Origin of the sequence: Oceaniferula marina (genome assembly GCF_013391475.1) — a bacterium.
GTDB classification, from domain to species: domain Bacteria; phylum Verrucomicrobiota; class Verrucomicrobiia; order Verrucomicrobiales; family Akkermansiaceae; genus Oceaniferula; species Oceaniferula marina.
On sequence record NZ_JACBAZ010000001.1, the window covers coordinates 648742 to 673043 of the forward strand.

Below are 24302 nucleotides of genomic sequence, written 5' to 3' on the forward strand. Positions count from 1 at the left end.
GATTGCCTCAAGCATTCTTTTTAAAATACTGAAAAAAAGCCACATTTTGTGAATAACTTTTTTAAGCTTGTCGTCTATCAAGCAATGATGTGTTATTTTTCCAGCATGAAGCGATATTTTACCCTCTCACTGATGACGCTTGCCTGCGTCTTGCCTCTCAGCCTGACACCCTGTGTGGAGGCTGCTGATGATATCAAAGCGGCGATTCAGGCCGAACGCATTGTCAAAGGTGTCAGACTGGCAAGCACCTTGCAAAACAACGACCTCAATGGACATCTGCGTAAGAAGGGCAAACGCACACCGATCGGGCTGTTTTTACGCGGAGAAAACATTCAGTTCCAGTATCAGGAGAACAAAGTCTGGCAGGTTTACCACATGCGATTGAAACAGAACCAATTCGACCTGTTTCAAATCCGCAATGGGAAAAATGTGGCCTTTCCCAAGGAGAAACTTGGCCAGCCGATCATGAACTCCGACCTCACCTACGAGGATCTGGCATTCCGCTTCCTCTACTGGCCGAACCCGAAAATCGTAGGACAACAAAAAATCAAACTTCAGCCCTGCCATAAAATCCGGCTGGAAAACCCAGGTTCAGGAGGCCGCTACGATATCGTCTACATCTGGGTGCACCAAAAATACAACGCGCTGATGCAAGTTGTTGGCTACGATAAAAAGGGAAAAATCCTTAAAAAATTCCACGTCACCGACTTGATGGATGTGGACGGAGGAAAGGGAAAGACCCTGAAAAAAATGAATGTGGAAACCTATAACCCGACCACGGGCAAGGTGACTGGTATCTCCTACCTCGAATTTAAAGAACCCAAGCCTGCGGCACGCAAAGGACTCGGAGGCCCACCCAAGCGATAACCCCAGTTCTTCGAGTTATACCATTTCCGCCGTTCTTTTGGTCGAATCGTATTACTCTACTCGCTCATACAAACCCATCCTGCAAAAAAATTGCCAGCCCCTCACGAGGCTGGCAATTTTTAGGTTGGGCGCTGATCAAACTTCAGCACCTAACCCTCAAACAACAAATTTTACCCCTGCTCCTTGGCACTCTGGCACTCGATGCAAAGCGACACCGAAGGTTTGGCCTTGAGACGTTCGATATTGATCTGCTTTCCACAGCCATCACAAATGCCATAGTTCCCCTCTTCGAGACGATCCAATGCATACTCAATCTTCTCGAGTAACTTACTTTCAGAATACCCCAACTGGTGCTCCACCGCTGCATCTGCGATCTTTTCTGCACGCTCAGTCTCATCGGCAATCACGCCGGCACCCACACCATTCATAATACCATGACGGTTTACATCTTTGAGCACATGCTGACGCTGTAGCTCCAAAGCCTCTCTCAGTTCTTTTGTTTCACTTTCGGTCATCGTTCCGTAGGGATGTTTAACAGAGAAACAATACGATAATATTTCACTTTTGCCACGCATATTCGGTTTACCAGCATGCAATTATTGCTCATCCTTCCTAGATATCAGAGCTTCCCAAGCGATCTCAACCTTGAAAAATCAAGGTAAAGTCGGCCACCACAGAGAATCGGTCCCATTCACTCTCCGTTTCCACATTCATCAGCTTTTCACTCATTCGCCCAGCTCCATCTATTTAAAAGAGATAAGGAAAATACAAACCGAGGCTTGGCAAGGCACCTCGATCCCCCTAGTTTGAAAATCACTGCCATGAGCCGAGACGCCATTTTTTCCAACATCAAAAATGCAATAGCCAAGCATTCCCCAACCACGCCGCTGCCAGATTACGACCCTGCCATTGTGCACTCCCCTCCCAAACTTGAAGGTGAGGATCTCTGGCAAATATTCAGTCGCAACTTTTCAGCGGTAAACGGCAAACCGATGCAGTCGGTCGACGAACTCATCGCCTTGCTCAAGGAGCAAAATCAATCCCACGGATACTGTGATCCCTCGCTCATGGACTCAATCGGGTCCAAACTGGTTGAAGCAGGGCTGAACGTTGAAACCGAATACGACCGAAGCCGTTATGACGATTATGCATTTGGCATCACCCGGGCAACCGGAGCCATCGCGGAAAGTGGCACCCTCATTCTCAATGACGAACAAACATCCGACCGCTTGGCAGCACTCAGCCCATGGGTCCACGTCGGAGTCATGAAGCGTTCTGAAATCCTGCGTACCATCCCCGATGCCATTGCCTCATTTGGCAATAGCCCAAATATCATCTGGGCCACCGGCCCCTCAAAGACAGCCGACGTCGAAGGCATTCTCATTGAAGGTGTCCACGGCCCGGGCGAAGAAATCGCCCTGATGCTGGACTAAAGAGCCAACCAACAAACCCACCCGGCAGGCGTCTCAAGGGTTTTCTTGAGACGCGTTCTCCGATTCCTCTGTTGGAGCTTTACCGGAAGGCAACGAACCGGAGGCCTCCTTGGCTTCGATATTGAACTTCTTATCTCCCATCCGTTCGACTTCGACAAAAAACGCTCCGAGTTCACGCTCCAGAGATAACTGCCCGGTGAACCAACACTCGAGATCCGTGATGCCGGCATCCGCATCAATCAGGACCGAAACAGCTTCGGCCCCCTGCTGGATTCGGAGCTGAACTTCATTTTGACCCAACTTGAAATGAGCCCGCCCTCCCAACAATTTGGCCAAACCTCGATCCTTCTCAGACAACACGGAGGCAGGCAGCAACCGGGCCGTTAGTTTATACCTTCCGGGACGTTTGATATTCAATGACCATGATCCGGAATATGCGGGGAACGATTGTTTGTATGATTCATGCTCATGGAGCCCCCGGATAATGGCGGTCAGCTTGGCCAACGCAACCATGGGCTCCGATGCCAAGGCCGAACCATCAGCGTGTACAATTCTGCTAGGACGCCAGTCCATGGCTGTGAGCCGGGTGACCGCATGATTGCCTCCCCCCCCCACATCAAAGGGCCGAGGATCGTTGATTGCCCTACGGGCCACTTGCCACCACTGACTGTGGGCCCTTAAAAGTTGTTGATGCGCATCTGCGTGTTCACCTAAATCCAAAGCACGATCTTTGTCGATCGACATCCCCTCGTTCACCGCAAACAAATTTAGGCCATCCACCAAAGCAAAGTGCTCGCCCAATACGACAGAGCCTTTGTGCCGATACTTCTCCGGAGAATCAGTCAAGGGCCAAGCTCCCTGATGATAGAACAGGTGTGCTTTTTTTTCCACCTTCCCGGTGCCAACCGCGATGGATAACAATTCGGGAGCAAGCTCCCAAACAGCGCGAGCTGAAAGCTTGGGTAACTTCATTTCCCCACCACCGAGCACAGAGAACTCGAATCCTTTACGAGTCACCTTACACAATACGCCGACGTGGCCGGATCTGGCGGCAAGTAAGGCATCCACCATCGCCTTCCCCGCTTTGCTCGACCTCCCCTGCCGGATGATACAGAAACATGGCCGATCCTTCGGAAGCGACTGAATCACAGAATCGATGGATTGACTTCCCGCGCTTTCAACCTCATCCAGATGCCGTTCCCCTTCATCCACCCCAAGCCAAAAGGAATCAAAACCTCGACCTGCAGGGTCATAGGGAGCTTGCAGCCCCATACCCCAGTCCCCAAGAAACAACGCATGATAACCGCTCTCTTTAAATTGATCGGCAAGGCTAACCATCAACACGGGCTTCCTTCTCCAGTCGGTATCGGAAACAAGCCCACACTCCAATGGCGTCCTGCCATACAGTAAGGCCGCAACATTCGTCACCTGCCCGGGAACCATCCAGTAGGGACGAGCCCTCGTAGCCTCGTTGCCAGCAAGATCCCCATCATCAATCAACACATACACATCCGCTTTCAGGGATTTTGAGGACAGCGGCTTGGCTTGCGTTTTTTGATTGGTTTCGGCAAAGACGAGCACAGGCAGCACCGCCATCACAACACCCAAGCTCAGAATCTTTACCAGCATGTGCGTATTCTACAGCATGCACTCAACTTGCCAAGAATACCTTTTCGCCTGTAAGAATCCCCGCTTGAAAAAGAAAATCGACCCCGAATAATGAAAATTAACTTCAACACACTATGCGAGTCCTCACCAGCATCACCATCCTCGTTCTCCACGTCGTCTTCCAGCTCAGCCATGCCGAGCCCCAGGAATCCATCCCCCCGACCAAAACAGGGAGTCCACTCAAGGTCCAAAATAGTCCATCCAAGGGAAGCTTCCCTCTTGTTGATGCGCAGCAAAAGGCCGCTGTGATTCACTACGACCAAGCGGACGCCAAGGTGGTATCCATTGCCGCCAAACTTTTTTCGAAAGACGTTCAGGCCGTCACGGGGGCGGTCCCAAAAATCACCACAGAAGAATCGAAGGATTCCAATCCAAGCATCCTGATCGGAACCCTCGGCAAGAGCCGCGCCATTGACCAACTCGTCAAAACGGGGAAACTCAATGCCGAATCCATCAAAGGCCAATGGGAGTCATTTCTCATCACCCAGATAGACCATCAGCTCATCATTGCCGGAGCCGACCGCAGGGGAACGGCCTTCGGCGTCTTCACTCTGAGTAAACACATCGGAGTTTCCCCTCTCTGTTGGTGGGCCGATGTTCCTCCGGCAACAAAGTCCCAACTGCACATCACGGCTAAGCACTACCGTGAAGGCTCCCCTTCCGTGCAATACCGTGGTCTGTTTATCAACGATGAAGCCATGGGACCGGAAAGCCTGCACCTCTGGGCAAAAGAAAACTATGAACCCGAGGAAGGCAGAATCGGCCCCAAAACCTATGCCAAAGTCTTTGAGCTTTTGCTTCGACTCAAGGCCAACTACTGCTGGCCTGCCATGCACGGTCCGTCCAAGGCATTCAACATGAACCCACAAAATGCCCGCATCGCCGATGATTATGCCATCGTTATGGGAACCTCCCATTGCGAACAAATGCTGCGCAATAACATCACCGAGTGGCGAGAAGAAAGCATGGGGCCATGGAATTATAAAACCAACCGCAACCGAATCTATCAATATTGGGAAGACCGGATCAAAACCAATAAACAATACGAAAACACCTACACCGTCGGGCTGAGAGGAACCGGTGACACCGAAATGGAAGGCACCAGCGGTATTGGCGAAATGGTCGGCATCACCCAACAAGCCCTGAAAGACCAACGAAAAATCATCTCCGACCACATCGATCACGATCCAAGCAAGGTCCCTCAAATCCTCTGCACCTATAAAGAAGTGCTCGAGATCTATCAACACGGACTCAAGGTCCCGGATGACATCACCCTGCTCTGGGCAGATGATAACCACGGCTACACCCGCCAACTCAGCACACCCGAAGAACAAAAACGCAGCGGAGGCTCCGGTATCTATTACCACTTATCCTTGTTAGGAACTCCCGACGGCTACCTCTGGCTCAGCACCATCTCCCCCACCCTGATGGCCTACGAGCTGAGTAAGGCCCACGCCTATGGAGCCGACCGAATCTGGGTGATCAACGTTGGTGATATCAAACCGGCCGAAAAAGAGCTCACCTTTGCCATGGATCTGGCATGGGACATCAACAGCTGGACACCTGAAAAGGCCAACCGGTTTATCCGCAGCTGGGCAGGAGAAACATTTGGAGCCGCACACGCAGAAGAGATTGCCGATGTGATGCAGGAGTTTTACCGACTTGCAGCAACCGGCAAACCAGAGCACGTCTATCGACTCGAATTCAGCGAACAAGAAATCGAACAACGCCTCCGGGATTACCGGAAGCTTGGAGACAAAGCCGAAGCCATCGCGGCATCACTGCCGAAAAGCTATCAAAGCGCCTACGACCATCTGATCCTTTACCCGGTGCAAGGCTGCCGCTGGCAAAACGAACACATGCTGATGGCACGGCTCAGTTTACTCAAAGCCTCCCGCGGTGATGCCAAACAAGCACTGGACGATGCCAAACAATCACAAGCGGCCACCCGCCAACTCGACAGCATCACCGCCCGGTACAATGCCGCTGGAGGTCAGGGAAAATGGGAGAAGATGATGAGCTGGTGGCCACGGTTCCACCGGGTCAAACCCGATACCGCCACCCCGGAACTCTGCAAGCAAATCGAAACCAGTACTCCGAACATCCGCCTCAACCTCGCTGAGGCTCGACCCAACCAGAACGTCCGATACAACAAGGAGACCCTCTCGGGAACGGCAGCAGGAGGCCGGGTCAGCATCCCCTTCACCTCCAGTCGAGCAGGTAACAATGCGCTCTGGGTCAGAACCACCATGCCAACCTACAGCAAATGGTCCTACGCAAAGTCAGCCCCACCCGTTCCCACGATCACGGGAACACTCAATGGCAAACCATTCAGCGGCGAACTCCACCCACATGGAAACCGCTGGCATACAGCCATCACCCCGCCAACCTGGTGCAAGCTCGGTGATGTCAGCATTCGTAAAGGTGAGAACCAGATCGAATTTCATCTATCCGATCCCTTGATTCAGATTTCTGACATCCAGATCAGCATGGTGCAGCCCGTCCCTGCCTCACCACGGTTCACCGTTTCCGCCGGAGATTTCACCAAACAAGGAAAAGGAAAACACTCCAGCATCAGCAAACTTCCGGACCTGGGATCAGGCAGCGGGGTTGCCTGCATGCCTTTTACTGCGCCCTCGCTCAATGACAGCCAACTCGTGGACGCGGCATGGGTTGAATACTCGTTCCCATGGAGCAAAGAGGCCACGCATCTGGTCATACGCACTCTACCCAACCAACGCATCCACGAAGGCAGGGGCGTGCGCTACGCGGTATCAGTCGATGGAGCTCCAGCCAACGTCTTTGATGTCCAGGCCGAAGAGTTTAGCTCTGAGTGGCAACACAACGTCATCCATGGCTACACCAGCCGCCGTCTGGAAATCTCAAAAAAGGATGCCACCCCGCTCGTGGTTCGCATTTACCTGCTCGACCCAGGCCTTGTTTTACAAGAACTCCGTGTCGAGTGATCCCCGTCAAAACAAGAGCATGTAAAGATAGCCGGCACCCATCGCCATACTGAGAATCACCACGAGAAAGGCCACAATAAGTGGAGTCTTGAATAATGCCTTCAAGAGAATCACCTCAGTCAGGCTGGCCCCGGCACTGCCAATAATCAAGGCCATCACCGGCCCCAGGCTCATGCCTTTGGCCACCAGAGCCACACTGAGAGGGATGACCGCCTCGGCCCGGATGTATAACGGGATCCCGATCACTGCAGCTACGGGCACGGCCCATGGATTGTGGTCGCCTGCGACGCTTGCGATCCACTCCGATGGCAAAAAACCGTAAATCAATGCCCCGAGAGAAACCCCCACCATGAGGTAAGGCAGCACCGATTTGAAATCGGACCAGGTGCTCACCCAGGCCTTTCGCCAACGACTCACGGACTCTCCGAAAACGCAACACGTCCCACCGCCTCCATCCATCCAGGCGCTGGCTTTGACATGCTTTTCAAACCCCAACCGCTCCAGGAGGTAGCCTCCGAGAACCGAGACACTCATGGCCACAACAAAATACAAGGCACTAACTTTCCAACCAAAGGTCACCACAAACAAACCAATGATTACCGGGTTCAACAAAGGGCTCGCCAATAAAAACACCATCATCACGCCAAAACCTGCACGAGCTCTCAACAAGCCCTTGAGAAAGGGAATCGTCGAACATGAACAAAATGGAGTCAACGCCCCCATCAATGCTGCCAACAGATAGCCCCTGCCATGCCGACTCGCCAATACCCGCTGCACCTTCTCCGGCGTCATCCACTCCTGCGCCAAGCCCACCAAGTAGCTGATCAACAAAAATAAGACCGTCAGCTCCAGGGCGAGAAAGATAAACATCCCAAGCGCCGATTCCATCATTTCCCATGTTATATTCATCATGCTATATCGTTTTATATTTCTAGATGTGTCGAAATATATCACCCACCCCTACCCAGTCAATAGATATTTCTGGTAATATCGAAATATAAGTTTAGAATGACGGTATCATGCAGCTGGAACAAGTAGCCAAAGCCTTCAAGGAACTCGGACATCCTACCCGTCTGGCGATATTCAAGCGGGTGGTCAAAGCCGGGCGACAAGGCATGCCGGTAGGAGAAATCCAGCAGCAATTACAAGTTCCTGGATCAACGCTGTCGCATCACATTGCCGGACTGGTATCGGCAACCCTCGTCTCCCAACGACGTGAAGGCCGAACCTTGTATTGTGTCGCGGCCTACGATCAGCTTGAATCGGTCATCCACTACCTGCAGGACGAATGCTGCAGCGACGAGCCCACAACCACTGAAGCACCATGACACCACCACCCTATCGCGTTCTCTTTGTCTGTATGGGAAATATTTGCCGATCCCCTGCTGGTGAGAATATTTTTCGCCACCAAGTTCAGCAGGCCGGTCTGGAGGACTCCATCCTGATCGACTCGGCGGGAACCATTGATTATCATGTTGGCCATCAACCGGACCGTCGTATGTGTCAGACATTGAAAAGCCGGGGGATCGCCAGCGAGGGATCAGCCCGACACTTCACCGCTCAGGATTTCATCGATTTCGATCTCATTCTGACAATGGACGAAGAGAACTATCACAACGTCACCAAACTTGACCCGGAAGGCAAGTTTCGAGACAAGGTCAAGCGCTTCACCTCATTCTGCCGGCAGGAAGAACACCGCATCAAAGAAGTCCCGGACCCCTATTATGGAGGAAACGAGGGCTTTGAATTTGTTGCTGACATCCTTGAAGATGGCAGCCGAGCCCTGCTCGAATACGTCCGGAATCAGGGATAGGGTCCTCTAGCTCAACAAAGCCAGAATAACGCAAAAAACGATGGGGTAAATCCAGCGGAAAATGCCATTTAGTTTTAACCCCATCTCAGGACGCCCCCGAGCCGAAACCCGGGCAACGGTCACCACCCCGATCAAGCCCAACAAAACCATCACGGTTGCGCCGAGCAACAACATGTCCATTTTCGTCAGATAAGATAAGCGGGGCAGTTCCCGACCAACCACAAAGCGGTGGGCGATCAAGGTGAGCATGGAGGTGACAGAGATACTGATACGCGGGTTGATCGCCTCGGGTGGCATCCAAAAAACCATCCATGCCATACACACGATGATGATGGCGGAAACAAGAATGGTCGCGACGTAATAGTTGACATGCCGGTCGGCATCAAAGCCGAGCCGAACTCCTGCAACATCTCCAAGCCTGGGAATCTCGTAGGGATCCAGTAAAACCCGAACATCCCCGATTTCCCAGTCTGAGATCGTCAAACGCTCAGGCCTCCCGGTAAATTTCTCATTCACGACAAAAACCACCTCATCGGGAGAGTATCCTTGAGAGACGATTTGCACCCCGAGCGATTGTTCATCCAGAGGGAAATTACGCAAATCCATCCGGGTAGTAAAATCTCCCGTAATCCGCTGCCGGTGCAATACCGTGCCATCCTGAGAAACTTCGGCAAGTTTGGGCAGCAGCGTTTTGACGTCCCGGTAATTCGCAATGCCTAAACGAGGATGCCAAATATCATCAAATGACATCTTCCTCACCTTCGGTGCCGAAGCATCCGCCAGGCGGGGGTCATTCCACTCAATCCGGACCGCAATGTCCGCATTAAACATCTGCTCAGCTCCGTCGATCTTGATGAGATCGATCATGTAAGCCCCCACCTTTACCTCAACGGACTCCGCAGGAGCTTTCATATTGAGATCTTCCGCCATGGCCATCGACGACAGCCAGAGAGCGAGGACGCTAACGACCATGCCGATGGGACATCGCAGACGCTGGTTCGATCCAGTTAGTTTAGAATCATTCATAGAGTATCAACAAGTAGGAACTCACTCTCAGGCCGCCTTCAGGCAAGGTCAAGTCAGGATTTGGTATCCTTCCAGTTACGGCGTTTCAACCCACTTCCTCGTCAAGGCAAATGCAAAGATCGACACCGCAAAGGAAACGACCAACACCATGGCCAGCACCCCAAAATACTGTCCAAAAAATAGCTCCAACCATCGTGTGGAACTCGGCTTAAACGAATACGGATACTTGGCATAACACAAGTGATCCGGATCAAAACCGGTCTTACCCCAGGTCATATTTTTCCGATCCCCGAAAAGTTCACTCCCATCATCAGCCAGAGCCTCATGATCATCATTCAAAGCATACTGCTTCACTGAGCCGTCAATACTCAAAACCATCGCCCGGCCACGATACACATCGGTATTGAACTTATAGCCATCGCCATACATTGAAGCTAACAAAAGAGGCGTGGACGGGTCATAACTGGAAGTGTCCATATTTTTGACATAGGCAAACCCACACTCGCCGGCTTCGATTGCCCGATCCATGCTTGAGACATCACCATCAGGTTGACGCTGATCCCTACTCCCTCCTCTGGCATAAAAGTTTTCCTCGGAGGTGATGTTGCCATTCTCAAAGAGCTGTTTGAAATAGTCGTTGGAATATTCACCTCTGTGCTGGGGGTAGCCATCCTCCATCTCAGCAGCTTGATCTCCAGGAAAAAAACCATAATCCTGATCAAATTCAAACAAGGCAAGGTGAAGTTGTTTCGAATTGTGGGCTGCGGTTGCCAGGCCCGATTTTCTCATACTCCTTACAACCATTGGCCCCATCAAAAACGCCACCACGACATTCACCATCAAAAAGACTCCAAGCGCAAACATCCAGCGAGCTGTCTTTTTTCGAAAGCCTCTGCGGGGAACATCATCTCGAGCTTTCATACTATCTTGTGAACTAACACAACAATAACATCGCTCCAAGACGATTCCATCACACTTCGAAGTCTCCGAAATCACTCGAATATTTTATTCTGCAAATCGAGTCCCTCCCCCCTCATTGACAACTACTCCTGTAAGCCAAAATCGCAGGAGGAATGGAAATAAACAACATAAGTATGATCAAGCCAGCATCAGTGAATAAAAAACGTTTTATCCACTTTGATATGCTTGGCTTGTAGGCGTAGGGATACTTGGCATAACAAAGATGATCCGGATTGAAGTCTGTATTTGGGCCGAACAAATTATTTTTTTCTGAAGCGACCACTTCATAATTATCATCCAGAGCATAATGTTTCACCGAACCATCGATTCTAATCGTCATCGCTTTCCTGCTATACACGTCGGTATTGAATTTATAGCCATCACCATACATAGCAGCCAATAAGAGGGGCGTAGAGCGATCATGTGAAGTATTCATGTTTTTGACATAGGCAAAACCACATTCACCAGCTTGAAGCGTTCGATCCAAGGTGGAAACATCCCCATCAGGTTGATACTGGCCCTTGCTCCCCCCCCTAGCATAAAAATTTTCTTCCAATGTGACATTTCCATTCACAAAAAGCTGCTTCAGGTAATCATTCGAGTAATCGCCTACACATTCGCTAAATTTCTCATCCATCTCTGCAGTTTGATCTCCAGGAAAAAATCCATAATCCTGGTCGAACTCAAACAAGGCAAGATGCAGTTGCTTGGCATTGTGCGTCGCTGTCGCAAGGTCAACCTTCCAGCGTAGATTGCCTCCGAAAAAACCATAAACGATGGGTATAACAACAAACCCAACCACGACATTCACCATCAAAAAGACGGTCAGCACAGGGACCCAGCAAGCCATTTTTTTGCGAAAACCTGTTCGCGGCATCTGATGATCAGCACTCATACTGAGCGGTAAATTGACATAAACCTGCGATCCCTCCAAGGGCATAATCGCAGGTTGCGAACCTCTCTATCAATTTTCCGAGGAACGGGCCTTCACCTCGATCACGCCCTGGGAGTTTTTACTAGAGTCGGTTGAGCACACAATGTGCAACTCTCCCTTGCTCACCGGCTGATCCAGTCGGATGAGATAGGTGTTATTTTTCGATTGGTGCCCGGTGCTTCCACGGTGACGGTCTTCGACCACAAGTGCCCCCCCCTGGTACAAGGAAACCGAATCAATACTCAAGGCGGACTTCCCCCGCTTGTATTGTAGTTTGACTTCATAGGTCCCCGGCTGCTTGAAGCGATCGCCGACATCAATTTTCCAAGTCACAGGCGTATCACTGCAATGTCTGGAATCCCAGCCATAGTCGAGCGAAACGGGTCCGGCAAAGCGTTTGGCCAAACGATAGCTAGCCTTACCCATCGGGCTCTCTTTGTCCAATGCGTAAGCGGCCATCAACTCTCTTTCCATCTCGGGCAAGTGGTTCCCCCAGCGGCGGTAGACATTGCCTTTGGCCGCCAAAATCCACTGCTTTTGTTCCGCGCTCAACTTAGAGATCTGTGCCTGTTCGTCGAGCCATTGCAGTGCTTCTTCATATTTCTTTTCGCCGATCAATTGATTGGCTCGGCCCATTGTTTTCCGCCCATTCAATTCAAGTATTTTAATCAAACCCGATTGATCATTGGGGTCCGCTTCACGCATGAGTTTCAGCAATTCCGCACGCATTCCCGTGCCAGTTTGAATGGCATCATAGAGTGATTCCGCTTTCTCGATCCCTTGCTGGCTAGAGGCTTGCGCAATCAGAGCATCACGCTGGGCCCGCTGCTGAATCCCCTTCTCGATCAAGCCAAGCGCCTGGGATGCCATCAAAGGGAAGTCCGAACCACACCACTGGGCAATCATCCTTCCCTCCGGATCATAAAGCGCCAGCACCGGGTATGACCTGAATTTCAGTTTCAGCCCCTTGATGCTCTCATTGAATGCCTTTTTCTCATCCTCATCCAGACCTTCACGATAATCCACGCGGCAGCTAATCACAGCATCAGCCAACTCGGATTTAAAATCAGTCTGGTCCCAGATTTTTGTTTTAAATTTTTCCCCCAGCCGGTTCCAGTTGCTGCCGTGGACAAACAACACAATATCCTTCTTCTGCTGCTTGGCCAGCTTAAGGGCTTCCGGCCAATTGTCGGCGGACGTGGGAGCAGCTGAAAGGGAGATCGGCATAAGGAACATCCCTACACAGCATAGCAATAAAAACGTCAAAGAGTGTTTCATAATCTGATTACAATGAGGTCGACAAACGGATTGGGGTCTGGTGTTCAAAACCATTCTAACTTCTTCTTTGGCCATAGACCCTCACGTTGTTGAGATGGAGAAAATCGCTCCCTTGTTTGGTTAAGCGGAGATAGCGCCCCCGGATATTTTTCCCCTTTAAATCAATCTTCCAAACCGCCTGAGCCTTGTTGAGCAATTCAACGGTCTGCCAGGTTTTGCCATCTTCGGAAACTTCCACTTTCAGAGGAACCGCCCGACTATGAAAACGGGTCCAGTTCACCACCTCAATGCCGCGAATTTCCCCAAATTGCTTCATCGCAATCTCAACCCAAGGGTCCTTCTGACGCCCGGTATGAAAATATCCAGGCTGACGACTGGGAAGAAAGTAATGTTTCCACGGAGTATCGTAGCGGCTGGTGCCACTCGTCCGCACCATGGCTCCATCCGATAACAACTCACCGGGAAATGCCGCCTTGTCACGTTTCGATGACTTCTGCAGCTCCTTGAGCATCGCACCGGCTAATTGGAAGCTGGCGGCATCATTTTGTTTTTGCGCATCGAGAACCAAGCGGTTCGCCATGCCGTAGAGGGCTTTCTCGCCGTCTTCCCCCGTGCCACGGCTCATCGTTCGCGTGGCAATCGAGATAAACTGCTTCCGCTGTTCGATCGACTTATTAAAATGCGCCTGCCCCCACCCCAGCGTAGGTCCGGCAAAGGTGGCTGAGTCCTTATGCTGCTGCAAGAGACCTTGGAAAAAAGTAAAATGATCCTTGCTGTCCGAGCCAATATGCTTGAGCTGCTGGGCAAGCACACGTTCGAAATCCCAACGGTTCGGCCCCCAATCAGAAATCGACCGGTGAAACTCACCAAGCAAGCGAATCTTTTCCTCGGTTTTGAGCCCTGGTAGCAGCTTGGGATAGGCATAGCGACTGATCAGCATCCAGGCAACCTCAGGGTATGATGCGTAGGACTTGATCGCAGCCTGATGAAAGGCTTTCCAATGGGCTTCATTCCCATCGCCTTGCGCATTCAACCAGTCACCGTAGGCCCGCCAGGCTTCATAATGCGTTGGCTGGCTTCCGATGGCAGCCAAGTAGGCAGCCCGGGTCTTCGCTACGGATGCCGACGAAAGCAAGCGAGCCTGCCAAAGGTGGGCATAGGCTTGTTTCAGCGATTTTTGATCTGCAAACACATCCTCGGTCAATACAAGGAGGTTGTAACTTCCACTGTCGTAAAAACGGACATGCACTCCTCGCTTCCAGCTCAAGGAATAGGCGGGCATCCATTTCCCGCGAGCCACTCGAACGGTGTAGGCACAGTGACCTGGTTCACCCATGGTTGTGGCCGGAATACCATTCGCCACTGCCGCGGCTGCACCGTATCCTGAAAGCCGACCACAGACACCACCCACAAAGCGGGTCATCTGCGTAAAGGAATCGAAACTCTCCTGAAACGGCCAGTAATACATCGAGCCATGCACGCTGTCACCAAAGTCATTGTGTAAGCGGTAGGCCAGCTGCCAACACGCTCCCCGGTAGCCTTCGGCAGGCAGTTTGACATTATCCCGCAGCCACAACTGGGAAGCAGCCCCGCCATGCATACTCAACGAGTGACCGGCAAGGTACCGTTTCTCCCATGCCTCTAGATCATCATAAATGGGATGCAGTAGTTCCAGTTTCTGGCTATCACGGTAAAAAACATAGCGCGTCCAGGCCTGATCAAGCGGCCAGTCCCGTCTGCCATACTCCAGAGCAATCGCCACCGATAGACTCTGCAAGTCCTTCTGATTCGCGCATTCCGGGTCCTGTTTCCATAAGTTTGCCAAATGAGCCAGAGTGAGGGCAGGCTTTTCAATCGGCCCGGAGGTCATCAGCATCTCCAGCCAGGATGCTTGTTTGCGTAAACGCTCAATAAACTTCGCTCCCTCCGGCGTAGCCCCGGTTTGTTTCACAAGCTCAGGTGTAAACGTATCCAAAAAAGCAAATTGCATCAGCTTACTCCGGGACGAGGCGCGTAAAAACTGCTGGCTCAGTGGATCTCGCCCCCTTGATTGTAATTCCTCCCTGAGGCTGGTTTTTAATTGCTGATACTCCCTTTCAACATCTGCCGCCCCCGCCGCGGTATCCCCAGCGGCTGTGGCTGCAGTAAGCAAGGTCATGGAAAAGAGCCACCCCCAAAACAAGGAGGCCATCTTAAGCTTCGAAATCTGTAGCGACATGAGGGTCCGAGTATTCATTCGTCCCCATGAAACGCAAGCAACGAAGGAAATCTGTCACCGCCACGACAAATTTAATCCTCCTTGTTTGCCCTGGATCCCGGATCCGGATTTTCGACAAAAGACGCCGGGGCAACCAAACCTGCGGACAAAACCATCTTGGTTGCTTCTTCGAGACTCATCTCACTATCCTCCACCTTGTCATCATCGACAATGATCACAAAGCCCGTCATCGGGTTGGGGCTGGTCGGAATAAACACCGATGTCACATCCTTGCCTGTCTGCCGGTCATGATAATTGCCAGTTACGAAGCTCAACATCCGGCACCCCGGACTTGGGTATTCGACATAAGCGACACTTTTAAATTTTCGGTCGCCCCCAAGGTCTCGCACAGCATCAACAAATTGTTTCAATGCCGAATAAATATAACCCAGATATGGCAAGCGCTGCATGCCACTGTCAAGCCAGTGAAGCAGTCGATGCCCCGGTTTGCTCGCGACGCCAAAACCGATCAGCAACAGCAGAATCACCGGCATGAGAAAGCGTAGAAAATTCGACCCGTGAAAAGCAAAGTCCCCCGACACCAGATCCGGTCCGCTACGCATCAAATTCAGTGTCTTGAGTGCCATGCCCAGCATGGCATCACCAACCCTCATGAGCACTTTATAGACGATCACCAACAACCAGATGGTTCCTACAATGGGAATCACGGCCGCCAAACCACGTAATAAAAACCCAACCACCTTGCGCAGCAAAGGGTGCCGACTCAGGGTCTGCTGCCTGATGATTTCGTCTTCGTCAAGTGGGTCCATTGCGTGCTGATTGAGCGTGACTTCGAGGTCAATCAAAGTATGGCCCAAACCCAACAATTCTGCAACCCCTCGTTAGCCGTAGAGGTCGAATAAAATGGCTAGGTCTCATCAACAGGAATGGCCCTGTTCGAGCGATCCGGCCCAGGAAAAGCCCGGGGGCCTGGTGCTGGAAGCGGGTCTTCCTCCACGGGAACCGCTCGGGATGGAGCCCGTCCGTCCGGACGAACCCACGGGTCACGTGGAACGGGATTAACGGGAACGACCGGGCTGGGAACCAGAGGACGAAGCGGCGTTTGTTCGGGAACCAGACCATCCGACCGATAACCGGCACCGGGAAGGCCCATCGCAGGGTCAAGCCCACCGTCATCTTCTTCCTCTACAGGCACAGCGCGTGGAGCTCCCTCGATATCCAAAAACTGTCCCTCGTCATCCTCTTCTTCGATCACCAAAGCCTTCGGTGGAGGAGCAATGATGATTTGGATATCCTTCTTAAAGTGCTCAAAAAAGGCATTCACCATGGGCGCGGCCTTACGACCACCACTGAGTTTTTCATTGGGTTTCCCCTCGTACAGAGCCGCAAAGGCAAAGCGTGGATTTTCATACGGGAAATAACCAGCAAACCATGCCAGGCGCTTGTTTTGGCTTTTGGGTCCCCACTGTGCCGTTCCGGTCTTACCACAAAGCACCGTATAGCTAAGGCCAGCGCGCTGCCCGGTACCGTATCCGGCATTCACAACCTGCATCATTCCCTCCTGAACGGCATCGACAGCCGTCGGGTCGAGGTTGAGAAAATTGCGTCGTTTCGGCTCATTGGCGACCAACACGCGCCCACCGACATCCTGGATCTGTTTGACCAACCAAAGTTTGGGAAGTTCCCCGCCGTTGGCAATACCAGCCATTCCTTGGGCGACTTGCAGAGGTGATGCCAGCATCACTCCCTGCCCGATCGATAGGTTCGCGGTATCTCCATCCATCATACGCCGTTTGTGATGTTTTTTCATCCACTCGTTCGTTGGGATCAAGCCCGGGGTCTCCCCGACCAATGGCAGGCCGGATTTTGATCCATAACCCAATTTTCTCGCAAGTGAGAGAAAAGCCGTCGGCCCAGTCTTAATACCCACCTGATAGAACCAGGTGTTGCAAGACCTGGCAATCGCACGTTTCACATCGATGTCACCCTCTGGAACCTTCGTCCAGTTACGGAACCAATGCTTTCCAATCCTGATCGCAGGAGGGCAATGAATCAAACTTCGCTCGGAAACCTCACGATTGTTCAAGGCTGCCAGTGCAACCACAGGCTTGAAGGTCGATGCCGGTGGATACCCCCCTTGAAAGGCCCTGCCAAAAAGCGGGGTCCCGGGGTCCTCCCTGAGTTCCTGATACTTATCATTGCTGATGTAGGGCATGAAATCGTTCAAATCAAAACTGGGGCGTGAGGCCATGGTCATCACTTCACCGGTCTGAATATCAATCACAACAAAAGCGCCCCGCGAGCAGTATTTTTCCAGCACCTCTTCGGCATATTTTTGCCAATCGAGATCCAGAGTGGTGACCACCGTGCCGCCCGGTTTGGGGCGACGCTCAAACATTTTTACGACTTCAGTCCCATCCGCCTCATAATCCTTGCGCAACAAACCCGGCTTTCCTTTCAATACATCGTCGAAGATTTTTTCAAGTCCGGCACGGCCCTCGGAATATTCAAAGATCGGATCGCCGTAATTGATCGGGCCTTTTTCGAGTTTTCCGGAACTACCCACATAGCCGATGATATGGGCTGCCGCATGCTTTTCTGGATAGCTTCGCAAATAGACGGGGTGCAGGATCAACCCGGACATCAATGACTTTTCGACCTCCTTTTTTTTCTTTTCATCCACGACATGGGTGACGGGCATCGCCAACCACCTCCGATGCCGGTAATGATGCCAGAGTTGGTCATCAGAAATATTCCACTCGATCCCAAACAATTCGTTGGCTTGGGCAATTCGTTTTCTCGCCCAAGCGATGACCTGCGCTTTCTCAGCTTTCTCAAATTGACCGAACATCAAAGCCGGATACCAAACCACCTTACTCTGGGCAAAGGGCTTACCATTACGATCGGTAATCTGGCCGCGAGGGGCCGGAATGGAAAGGGTCATCGTCCGGGCGTCCGGCCTCACGGTCAAGGAGCCCTCAAGTCCTCCACCCTTGCGAGGTTCGGATCCAGGGCGCAGGATTCCTTCATCAGCCTTGCGCATCGCCTCAAGAGCCTCAGATCCGGGGTTTGGTTGATCCTTCTTTGCTGCCCCGTATGGAGAAGCGGGTATGGGAGTCACCCCTGGCGGCAAGGCTGAAGCGTTCTTTCCGGGCTTCCGCTCTTCTGTCACCGGAGGGCTCGTAGTTCCGGGCTCAGGCTCCGAAGCCGCCGTCGCCGCCGAAGAAACAGTGATCGGCACGCTTTCCCGGACAGGATCGTTGACCTGAGCTTCCGGCAGGGCCGCCGGCTGATCATCAGTCTGGGTAGATGCAGCTTGAACCGGATTGACTGTCCGGTCTGTTGAAACGGTCTTCTTGTCTAGTACAGCGGGCATCTCAGCCTGCTGTGGCTCTACAGGATCTTGCGCATTCCGTTCCCCTTGAGGATCAGGACCCGGAGAGACCGGCTCACTTTTCTGAGCTTGATCTGATGCTGGCTGGCTGGCATCTGCTTTAGCGGCTTTAGGGCTCTGGGCGGGCTTCTCAGGCTTCGGGCGTTGTGGGATACGCGTCACTCCGGGCGGCAGATCAGCATCCCGGTAACCACGCTTCGAGTTTTCCTGACCAAGGCCCACCTCATGGCAAACCAATAGTAAGCACACCACAGCCCAGCACACGGCACTCGTCCCCGTCCATGCCGAGCCTGCTCCTCGTTTCATTGCTCGTAAAACCATCAATACGCAGGGAAGTTGCCACAATTTAGGGCGTTAGGCTATCTCGAATTTTGTCCACCTCCATGGCTCAGGGGAATGCCCTCATTCACTTGGTGAACTGCTCTAAAAAGGCATTCAACTCCTTCAGCGTCTTGATTTCACTCACCAGTTTGGCTTTCTGCACATACTCAGCCGCGCCCAAATCCACATCCAGAGGTTTGTTTTCAGCTTCTTTGAGCAGTTGCCTCAACTTTTCGCCCTCTCGGGTTTCCGCCTGTTTTTCGAGTGCCCGGATGCATTTGCCCTTGGAAAAATAATACCGTTGCTGAGAGCCAACGTCCAAGGTTTCGGGACGCTCGGGATCGACCTCTCCGTTTTCAGAGGGAACAAACTGCCAGTATTCATCCACCGCATAGATAAAAAACAACTCACCTTCGTGAAAATAATAGGTCTCGTGCGTAAACCCATGGTCACTGAGCAATTCAATCTGAAGCTTTTTCAGTTCCCCGTCAGCACGGGTATAACGAATCATTTTGGGCTCATACGGCAGCTCGGACTTCGCCTCAATCACTTGTTTCTTCAAGGATTTATCCGACTCAATCTGCTGGTACCACTTCTTGATTCGCTTGATCTGGGACTCGACCTCCGGATTGGCCGAAAACACAACTCCTGTCATGCAGGCAAAGCCACAGAGGATCGCAATGATGTTCTTCATTTCGAAATTCTTATCGATCCCCCGCTGATTGACGAGCCAAAATGTCCTCATGTCAGAATCCGCATGGAATTCATCCTTGAATCAACATAGGATCAACAGCAAGATCCATCTCACCGACAGGGGAGTCTCGCGATCGCGGGACTGAGACCATGCAGCGCGTGCGTGAAACCCTCCGAACCTGATACCGGATCATGCCGCCGCAGGGAGCTCGAAATGACCGCCACACCGGTAAATCAACCTTTTCGTAGCCCGCCTGTCAGCGCATTCCGCCGACAGGTTTTCTTATTTCAGCCTACTTCATTTTTGAGATTCACCACCAACCCGACCACTATTTGCCATGATTTCAGCCAACGACGCCCCCAACACTCCTGAAAACGCCAAACAGCGCAGCGATTACACCGGAACCTTCATCGAAGATATCGATAACTCAGCCGAACTCGAAACCATCGCCAAGGACCCCACCCATTTCCCGAATTCCACCCGGGTATATGTGAACGGCGAGATCCACTCGGACCTTCGTGTTCCGATGCGTGAAATTCGGCTCTCCGATACCGAACACCAAGCCTCACCCGGTTTTCCCGAGGGACGCGTGGAAAAGAATCCGCCCATCCGGGTTTACGATTGCTCCGGCCCCTGGGGAGATCCGGATTTCAATGGTGATGTCACTCAGGGACTCCCCGCCCTGCGACGTCAATGGATTCTCGATCGTCAGGATGTCGAGGAATACGATGGCCGCGAAGTCACCGCGGTCGATAACGGTTATCTCTCCAGCGAACATGCGGAGAAATACAATGCCAACAAAGCGGCCAAAAACAAACTGAAGGAATACCCCGGCCTCAAACGAAAGCCGCTGCGCGCATCAAATGGACATCCAGTCACCCAAAAGTGGTATGCCGACCAAGGAATCATCACCCCGGAGATGGAATACATCGCCATTCGCGAAAACATGGGACGGATGGAAGAATTCAAAACCATCTGCGACCAATACCCGAACCTCAAGGACCTTCCGGATGACGCCTCCGAACGCATCAAACAACTCTGCGCAACTCCGGATGGCTACGAAATGCCCCGCCCCTCGGAAATTGACCCCTTCAAGCAGGTTTCACGTAATGTGATGAACCACCAGCACCCGGGACAAACGTTCGGAGCCCAGATCCCAGCGGTGATCACGGCGGAATTTGTCCGCTCCGAAGTCGCCCGCGGCCGGGCCATCATCCCTGCGAATATCAACCACCCGGAAAATGAACCGATGATCATCGGCCGGAACTTCCTGGTAAAAATCAATGCCAACATCGGCAACTCCGCAGTGGCCTCGACCATCGACGAAGAGGTCGAAAAAATGCGCTGGTCGACCAAATGGGGCGCTGACACCGTCATGGACCTCTCCACGGGAAAAAATATCCACGCCACCCGCGAGTGGATTCTACGGAACTCCCCCGTCCCGATTGGCACCGTCCCGATCTATCAGGCACTGGAAAAGGTCAACGGCCGGATCGAAGATCTCACCTGGGAGCTCTACCGCGACACCTTGATCGAACAGGCAGAACAAGGGGTGGATTACTTCACCATCCACGCCGGAGTTTTGCTTCGTTTTGTCCCGCACACTGCCAGACGCATGACCGGCATCGTTTCCCGCGGAGGGTCGATCATGGCCAAGTGGAGCCTCGCCCACCAAAAGGAAAACTTCCTCTACACCCACTGGGATGAAATTTGCGACATCTGTGCAGCCTACGACGTTTCCTTCTCCATTGGCGACGGCCTGCGCCCAGGATCCATCGCCGATGCCAACGACTACGCCCAACTCGCCGAGCTGGAAATCCAGGGTGAACTCACTCAACGAGCCTGGGCCAAAGGATGCCAAGTGATGAACGAAGGCCCCGGCCACGTGCCACTGCAGTTGATCCAGGAAAATATGCAAAAGCAAATCGAGTGGTGTCACGAAGCCCCCTTCTACACACTCGGACCACTGACTACCGACATCGCTCCAGGATACGACCATATTACCTCTGCCATCGGAGCCGCAAACATCGGTTGGTATGGCTGTGCCATGCTCTGCTACGTCACCCCAAAAGAACACCTCGGCCTACCCAACCGCGACGACGTGCGAGAAGGCGTCATCACCTACAAACTCGCAGCCCACGCTGCCGATCTCGCCAAAGGACACCCCTCAGCCCAGGAACGTGACAATGCCATTTCCAAGGCCCGGTTCGAATTCCGTTGGCGCGACCAGTTTGCCCTAGGCCTCGACCCTGCCCGAGCCATTGATTTTCACGATGAAACGCTGCCGGCCGAAGGGGCAAAAACCGCCCATTTCTGCTCGATGTGCGGCCCAACGTTCTGCTCGATGAAGATCACAGCCGATGTCCGTAAATACGCCGAAGAAAATGGCTACACTGGGAAAGAAGCCACTCCCAGCGCATAAGCATCCCCCCAGTTACTTCCCATGGGGAAGCTCGACTCCATTTGTCTCGGCCCACTGCATCGCAGCATTGGCATCCTGTTCGACCCATCGTTCCAAACTATGGTTGAGCATCTGGTTGCGGCGGCGCTCATCGGATATCGCATGCGCCCATTGCGTAGCCGCGGCCGGGTCAAATGAGCCCGAAGCCTTGGACAGGCCTGCGATTCCTCCGTCACGGTTCGGGCCGGCGGGTTGCTGTAGCAGCCAAGTGGCCGCAGCTTCAGGATCCTGGCGAGTCCAATTCCACATCACATAGCCCATCGCGTCCCTCGTTCCATTACCCTCGGATTGGGCCATCACCCAGCCTGCCGCATCCGCAGGCTCTTGCCGGGCCCAACGACTTGCCACATCCCTGACATAGGAATCAATGCTTTCACCACCTGCCAAACGGTCAAGGTAACCGGCGGCAGCAGCGGGGTCGAGTTTTGCCCATTCGTCCACAACCTCGCGAATCGCCTGAGACCGTTCCCCTCCTTCCAATGATTCGGCCCATGTAGCCGCTTCCGACGGTGAGTTACGCGCCCAAGCTTCAGCCAACTCACCGACGACCTCCGAACGCACGCGCCCAGGCTCCAAAGTGGCCAACATCGACGTTGCCTGTTGGGGGTCGCTTCTACCGATCTGTGAAATCACCGCAGCCAGAGCATCGCCTTGCTGAGCCTCGGGCAAGGTTTTGGCCCAGGCAAAGGCAGCATCCGGATCCTGCCGCATCCATTCACCTGCCACAATTTCAGCCATCCGACTCCCATATTTTCCATACCGACTCATTTCATTGGCTGGGTCAGACACCCAGTCGGCGGCGCGTCTGGGGTCCATCGCCGTCAGGCTGGAAAGTAAACTGCTGGAGCTCCACCCCCGGGACTTATAGCTGAAATCCGACAAACACGCATACGCGGCATCCGGATCAGATTGAGCCCAACGTGCCAACAGCACGTGCTCGAGCAAATCATACTCCTTGCCCTTACCCATCAATTGACGCAACGACTCCAAAACGAACGGGATCTCATCGGCAGAGACGGCCTCAGCATAGGCGAGAACCTTTCCCAAACGACTTACGGGGTCGGTATCCCCAAGCGCAGCCAACAAGTCCTTCTCAGAAAAACCCCCAGGTCTTTTCTCGCCTGATGACCGTCGGGCATGGCTCAGACGAGTCTCAGAGCCCTCCCCGAATCTGGTCAGAGTCCTTTCTCTCTCAACTTTAGCCGCAGCCAAATCCTGCTTCAATTGACGGTTCTCCGACTGCTGCCATGCGATCAATGGAATCGTAATCGCAAGCACAATAACAACAGGTAAAATAGATTTGTTCATATCGATGGCCACCAATCGGCAATTAAATGATTCGAAACACCCCGAGAAACATCGGTTCACATCATTCAACTCAGAACATGGTATGACGACAAGCCAGAATTCCACCTACCTTTTTTTCACACGAAATGCGTAAATCCTCCAAATCGACATCTTCAATGAAGCTGATATTTTTTCACTTGCATACCTATTAAATTTCTATTGAATTGATTTGCGGAATCTGTGAAATTTCGCATCAACGCACAACACATATTTTCAACATGAAAAGCACATTCATCGCCACAATCAGTGTCTTAGCGGCATCCGCTATTTCCGCTACGGCAGCACTCACAGCAACCAACGTAAATGCAGCAGACAACGCTGGCAACAGCTACTTTGGATTTGCAGTAGACCTGTCGTCTAACGTCGTCACTTTATCTGAAACGCCTGCTCCCGCTACCTTTGAAATCGACACCCTCGAGTTAACAGGAAGACCATCAGGCGGAACCTATGGGGCCATGAAGATTGCAGTCTATGAATTTGCAGGAGACGGCACGGTTGGTGCTTTTGTCGGTCTTTCCGATGCTCAAACTCTCGCAGCTGCCACAGCTGTTGAATTTAATTTCTCAGGAGTGACCGTCAACACCTCAGGAACCTACCAGTATCTCTTTGTAGGAGACAGCACAAGTGAGGCAGACCTCGACACCGAAGGTTTTGCCGGCTATAATGCAAATGCCGTCAGCTCGAGCCTATCCATGTCTCCAAACGGCTCTCTCCCATCGGGATCAGGAACTTACAAAAACAGCACCCTCAACGACTGGGAAGGCAGCTTCCTCCCGGAATTCACCTTCACAGCCGTCCCGGAACCTTCAAGCATCAGCCTCCTCGGGCTCGGACTGCTTTCCCTCTGTCTACGCCGCCGCAAATAACACGCATGGCTACAATTTAAGATTTCATCAAACCGCTCATTCCTCAGAATGAGCGG

19 protein-coding genes are annotated in these 24302 nt (G+C 52.4%); 7 read left to right on the plus strand and 12 right to left on the minus strand.

Translation table 11 applies throughout. The annotated features are described in order from the left end of the window. Positions 1-105: 105 nt before the first annotated feature. Positions 106-867 carry an outer membrane lipoprotein-sorting protein gene (locus tag HW115_RS02640; RefSeq protein WP_178931018.1) on the plus strand — a complete coding sequence of 254 codons (762 nt, stop codon included), beginning with the start codon at positions 106-108 and terminating at the stop codon, positions 865-867. 170 nt (positions 868-1037) lie between these two features. Here HW115_RS02640 and HW115_RS02645 read toward each other — a convergent pair whose 3' ends face one another. Further along, entirely contained in the window at positions 1038-1382 is a 345-nt protein-coding gene (locus HW115_RS02645; RefSeq protein ID WP_178931019.1) for a TraR/DksA family transcriptional regulator, read from the minus strand. 306 nt (positions 1383-1688) lie between these two features. Here HW115_RS02645 and HW115_RS02650 point away from each other — a divergent pair, with 306 nt between their 5' ends. After that, positions 1689-2300: a LutC/YkgG family protein gene (locus HW115_RS02650; protein WP_178931020.1), complete on the plus strand. Its 612-nt coding sequence runs from the start codon at positions 1689-1691 to the stop codon at positions 2298-2300. A 33-nt stretch (positions 2301-2333) separates the two neighbouring features. Here the strand turns inward: HW115_RS02650 and HW115_RS02655 are convergent, their stop codons facing one another. Then, positions 2334-3929: a hypothetical protein gene (locus HW115_RS02655; RefSeq protein ID WP_178931021.1), complete on the minus strand. Its 1596-nt coding sequence runs from the start codon at positions 3927-3929 to the stop codon at positions 2334-2336. Positions 3930-4042: 113 nt separating this feature from the next. Here HW115_RS02655 and HW115_RS02660 point away from each other — a divergent pair, with 113 nt between their 5' ends. Next, positions 4043-6934, plus strand: a complete 2892-nt coding sequence (locus tag HW115_RS02660) for a glycosyl hydrolase 115 family protein (RefSeq protein WP_178931022.1) — start codon at positions 4043-4045, stop codon at positions 6932-6934. A 6-nt stretch (positions 6935-6940) separates the two neighbouring features. On the opposite strand, the gene HW115_RS02665 is transcribed toward HW115_RS02660, so the two are convergent. Continuing rightward, positions 6941-7846 (minus strand): permease, encoded by a 906-nt coding sequence (locus HW115_RS02665; protein ID WP_178931023.1) that lies wholly within the window; start codon positions 7844-7846, stop codon positions 6941-6943. Between the two features lie 107 nt (positions 7847-7953). Here HW115_RS02665 and HW115_RS02670 point away from each other — a divergent pair, with 107 nt between their 5' ends. Further along, on the plus strand, positions 7954-8262 hold the full coding sequence (locus HW115_RS02670) for an ArsR/SmtB family transcription factor (RefSeq protein WP_178931024.1): 309 nt from the start codon (positions 7954-7956) through the stop codon (positions 8260-8262). Continuing rightward, the gene (locus HW115_RS02675) at positions 8259-8747 is read left to right on the plus strand and encodes a low molecular weight protein-tyrosine-phosphatase (RefSeq protein WP_178931025.1); all 489 of its coding nucleotides are present in this window, start codon (positions 8259-8261) and stop codon (positions 8745-8747) included. Before HW115_RS02670 ends, HW115_RS02675 begins: the two co-directional genes overlap by 4 nt. Before the next feature lie 6 nt (positions 8748-8753). Here the strand turns inward: HW115_RS02675 and HW115_RS02680 are convergent, their stop codons facing one another. The 8 genes from HW115_RS02680 to HW115_RS02715 all read right to left on the minus strand — a co-directional run bounded on the left by HW115_RS02680 (position 8754) and on the right by HW115_RS02715 (position 19623). Further along, complete coding sequence (locus tag HW115_RS02680; protein ID WP_178931026.1) at positions 8754-9773, minus strand: ligand-gated ion channel; 1020 nt, start codon at positions 9771-9773, stop codon at positions 8754-8756. 75 nt (positions 9774-9848) lie between these two features. After that, the gene (locus tag HW115_RS02685; protein ID WP_178931027.1) at positions 9849-10694 is read right to left on the minus strand and encodes a hypothetical protein; all 846 of its coding nucleotides are present in this window, start codon (positions 10692-10694) and stop codon (positions 9849-9851) included. A gap of 112 nt (positions 10695-10806) precedes the next feature. Continuing rightward, positions 10807-11628, minus strand: a complete 822-nt coding sequence (locus HW115_RS02690) for a hypothetical protein (RefSeq protein ID WP_178931028.1) — start codon at positions 11626-11628, stop codon at positions 10807-10809. 69 nt (positions 11629-11697) lie between these two features. Further along, complete coding sequence (locus HW115_RS02695; RefSeq protein ID WP_178931029.1) at positions 11698-12894, minus strand: thioredoxin family protein; 1197 nt, start codon at positions 12892-12894, stop codon at positions 11698-11700. 106 nt (positions 12895-13000) lie between these two features. Further along, on the minus strand, positions 13001-15163 hold the full coding sequence (locus HW115_RS02700) for a discoidin domain-containing protein (RefSeq protein WP_178931030.1): 2163 nt from the start codon (positions 15161-15163) through the stop codon (positions 13001-13003). Positions 15164-15234: 71 nt separating this feature from the next. Beyond that, positions 15235-16008 (minus strand): DUF502 domain-containing protein, encoded by a 774-nt coding sequence (locus HW115_RS02705; RefSeq protein WP_227021228.1) that lies wholly within the window; start codon positions 16006-16008, stop codon positions 15235-15237. A gap of 62 nt (positions 16009-16070) precedes the next feature. Continuing rightward, positions 16071-18863, minus strand: a complete 2793-nt coding sequence (locus tag HW115_RS02710) for a penicillin-binding transpeptidase domain-containing protein (RefSeq protein ID WP_178931032.1) — start codon at positions 18861-18863, stop codon at positions 16071-16073. A 100-nt stretch (positions 18864-18963) separates the two neighbouring features. Next, positions 18964-19623 carry a hypothetical protein gene (locus tag HW115_RS02715; RefSeq protein ID WP_178931033.1) on the minus strand — a complete coding sequence of 220 codons (660 nt, stop codon included), beginning with the start codon at positions 19621-19623 and terminating at the stop codon, positions 18964-18966. Between the two features lie 286 nt (positions 19624-19909). Here HW115_RS02715 and thiC point away from each other — a divergent pair, with 286 nt between their 5' ends. After that, positions 19910-21994, plus strand: a complete 2085-nt coding sequence (gene thiC / locus HW115_RS02720) for a phosphomethylpyrimidine synthase ThiC (protein WP_178931034.1) — start codon at positions 19910-19912, stop codon at positions 21992-21994. A 12-nt stretch (positions 21995-22006) separates the two neighbouring features. Here the strand turns inward: thiC and HW115_RS02725 are convergent, their stop codons facing one another. Then, positions 22007-23341: a hypothetical protein gene (locus HW115_RS02725; protein WP_178931035.1), complete on the minus strand. Its 1335-nt coding sequence runs from the start codon at positions 23339-23341 to the stop codon at positions 22007-22009. Positions 23342-23598: 257 nt separating this feature from the next. On the opposite strand from HW115_RS02725, the gene HW115_RS02730 reads away from it, so the two are divergent. Continuing rightward, the gene (locus HW115_RS02730) at positions 23599-24246 is read left to right on the plus strand and encodes a PEP-CTERM sorting domain-containing protein (protein ID WP_178931036.1); all 648 of its coding nucleotides are present in this window, start codon (positions 23599-23601) and stop codon (positions 24244-24246) included. The last annotated feature ends 56 nt before the right edge of the window (positions 24247-24302 follow it).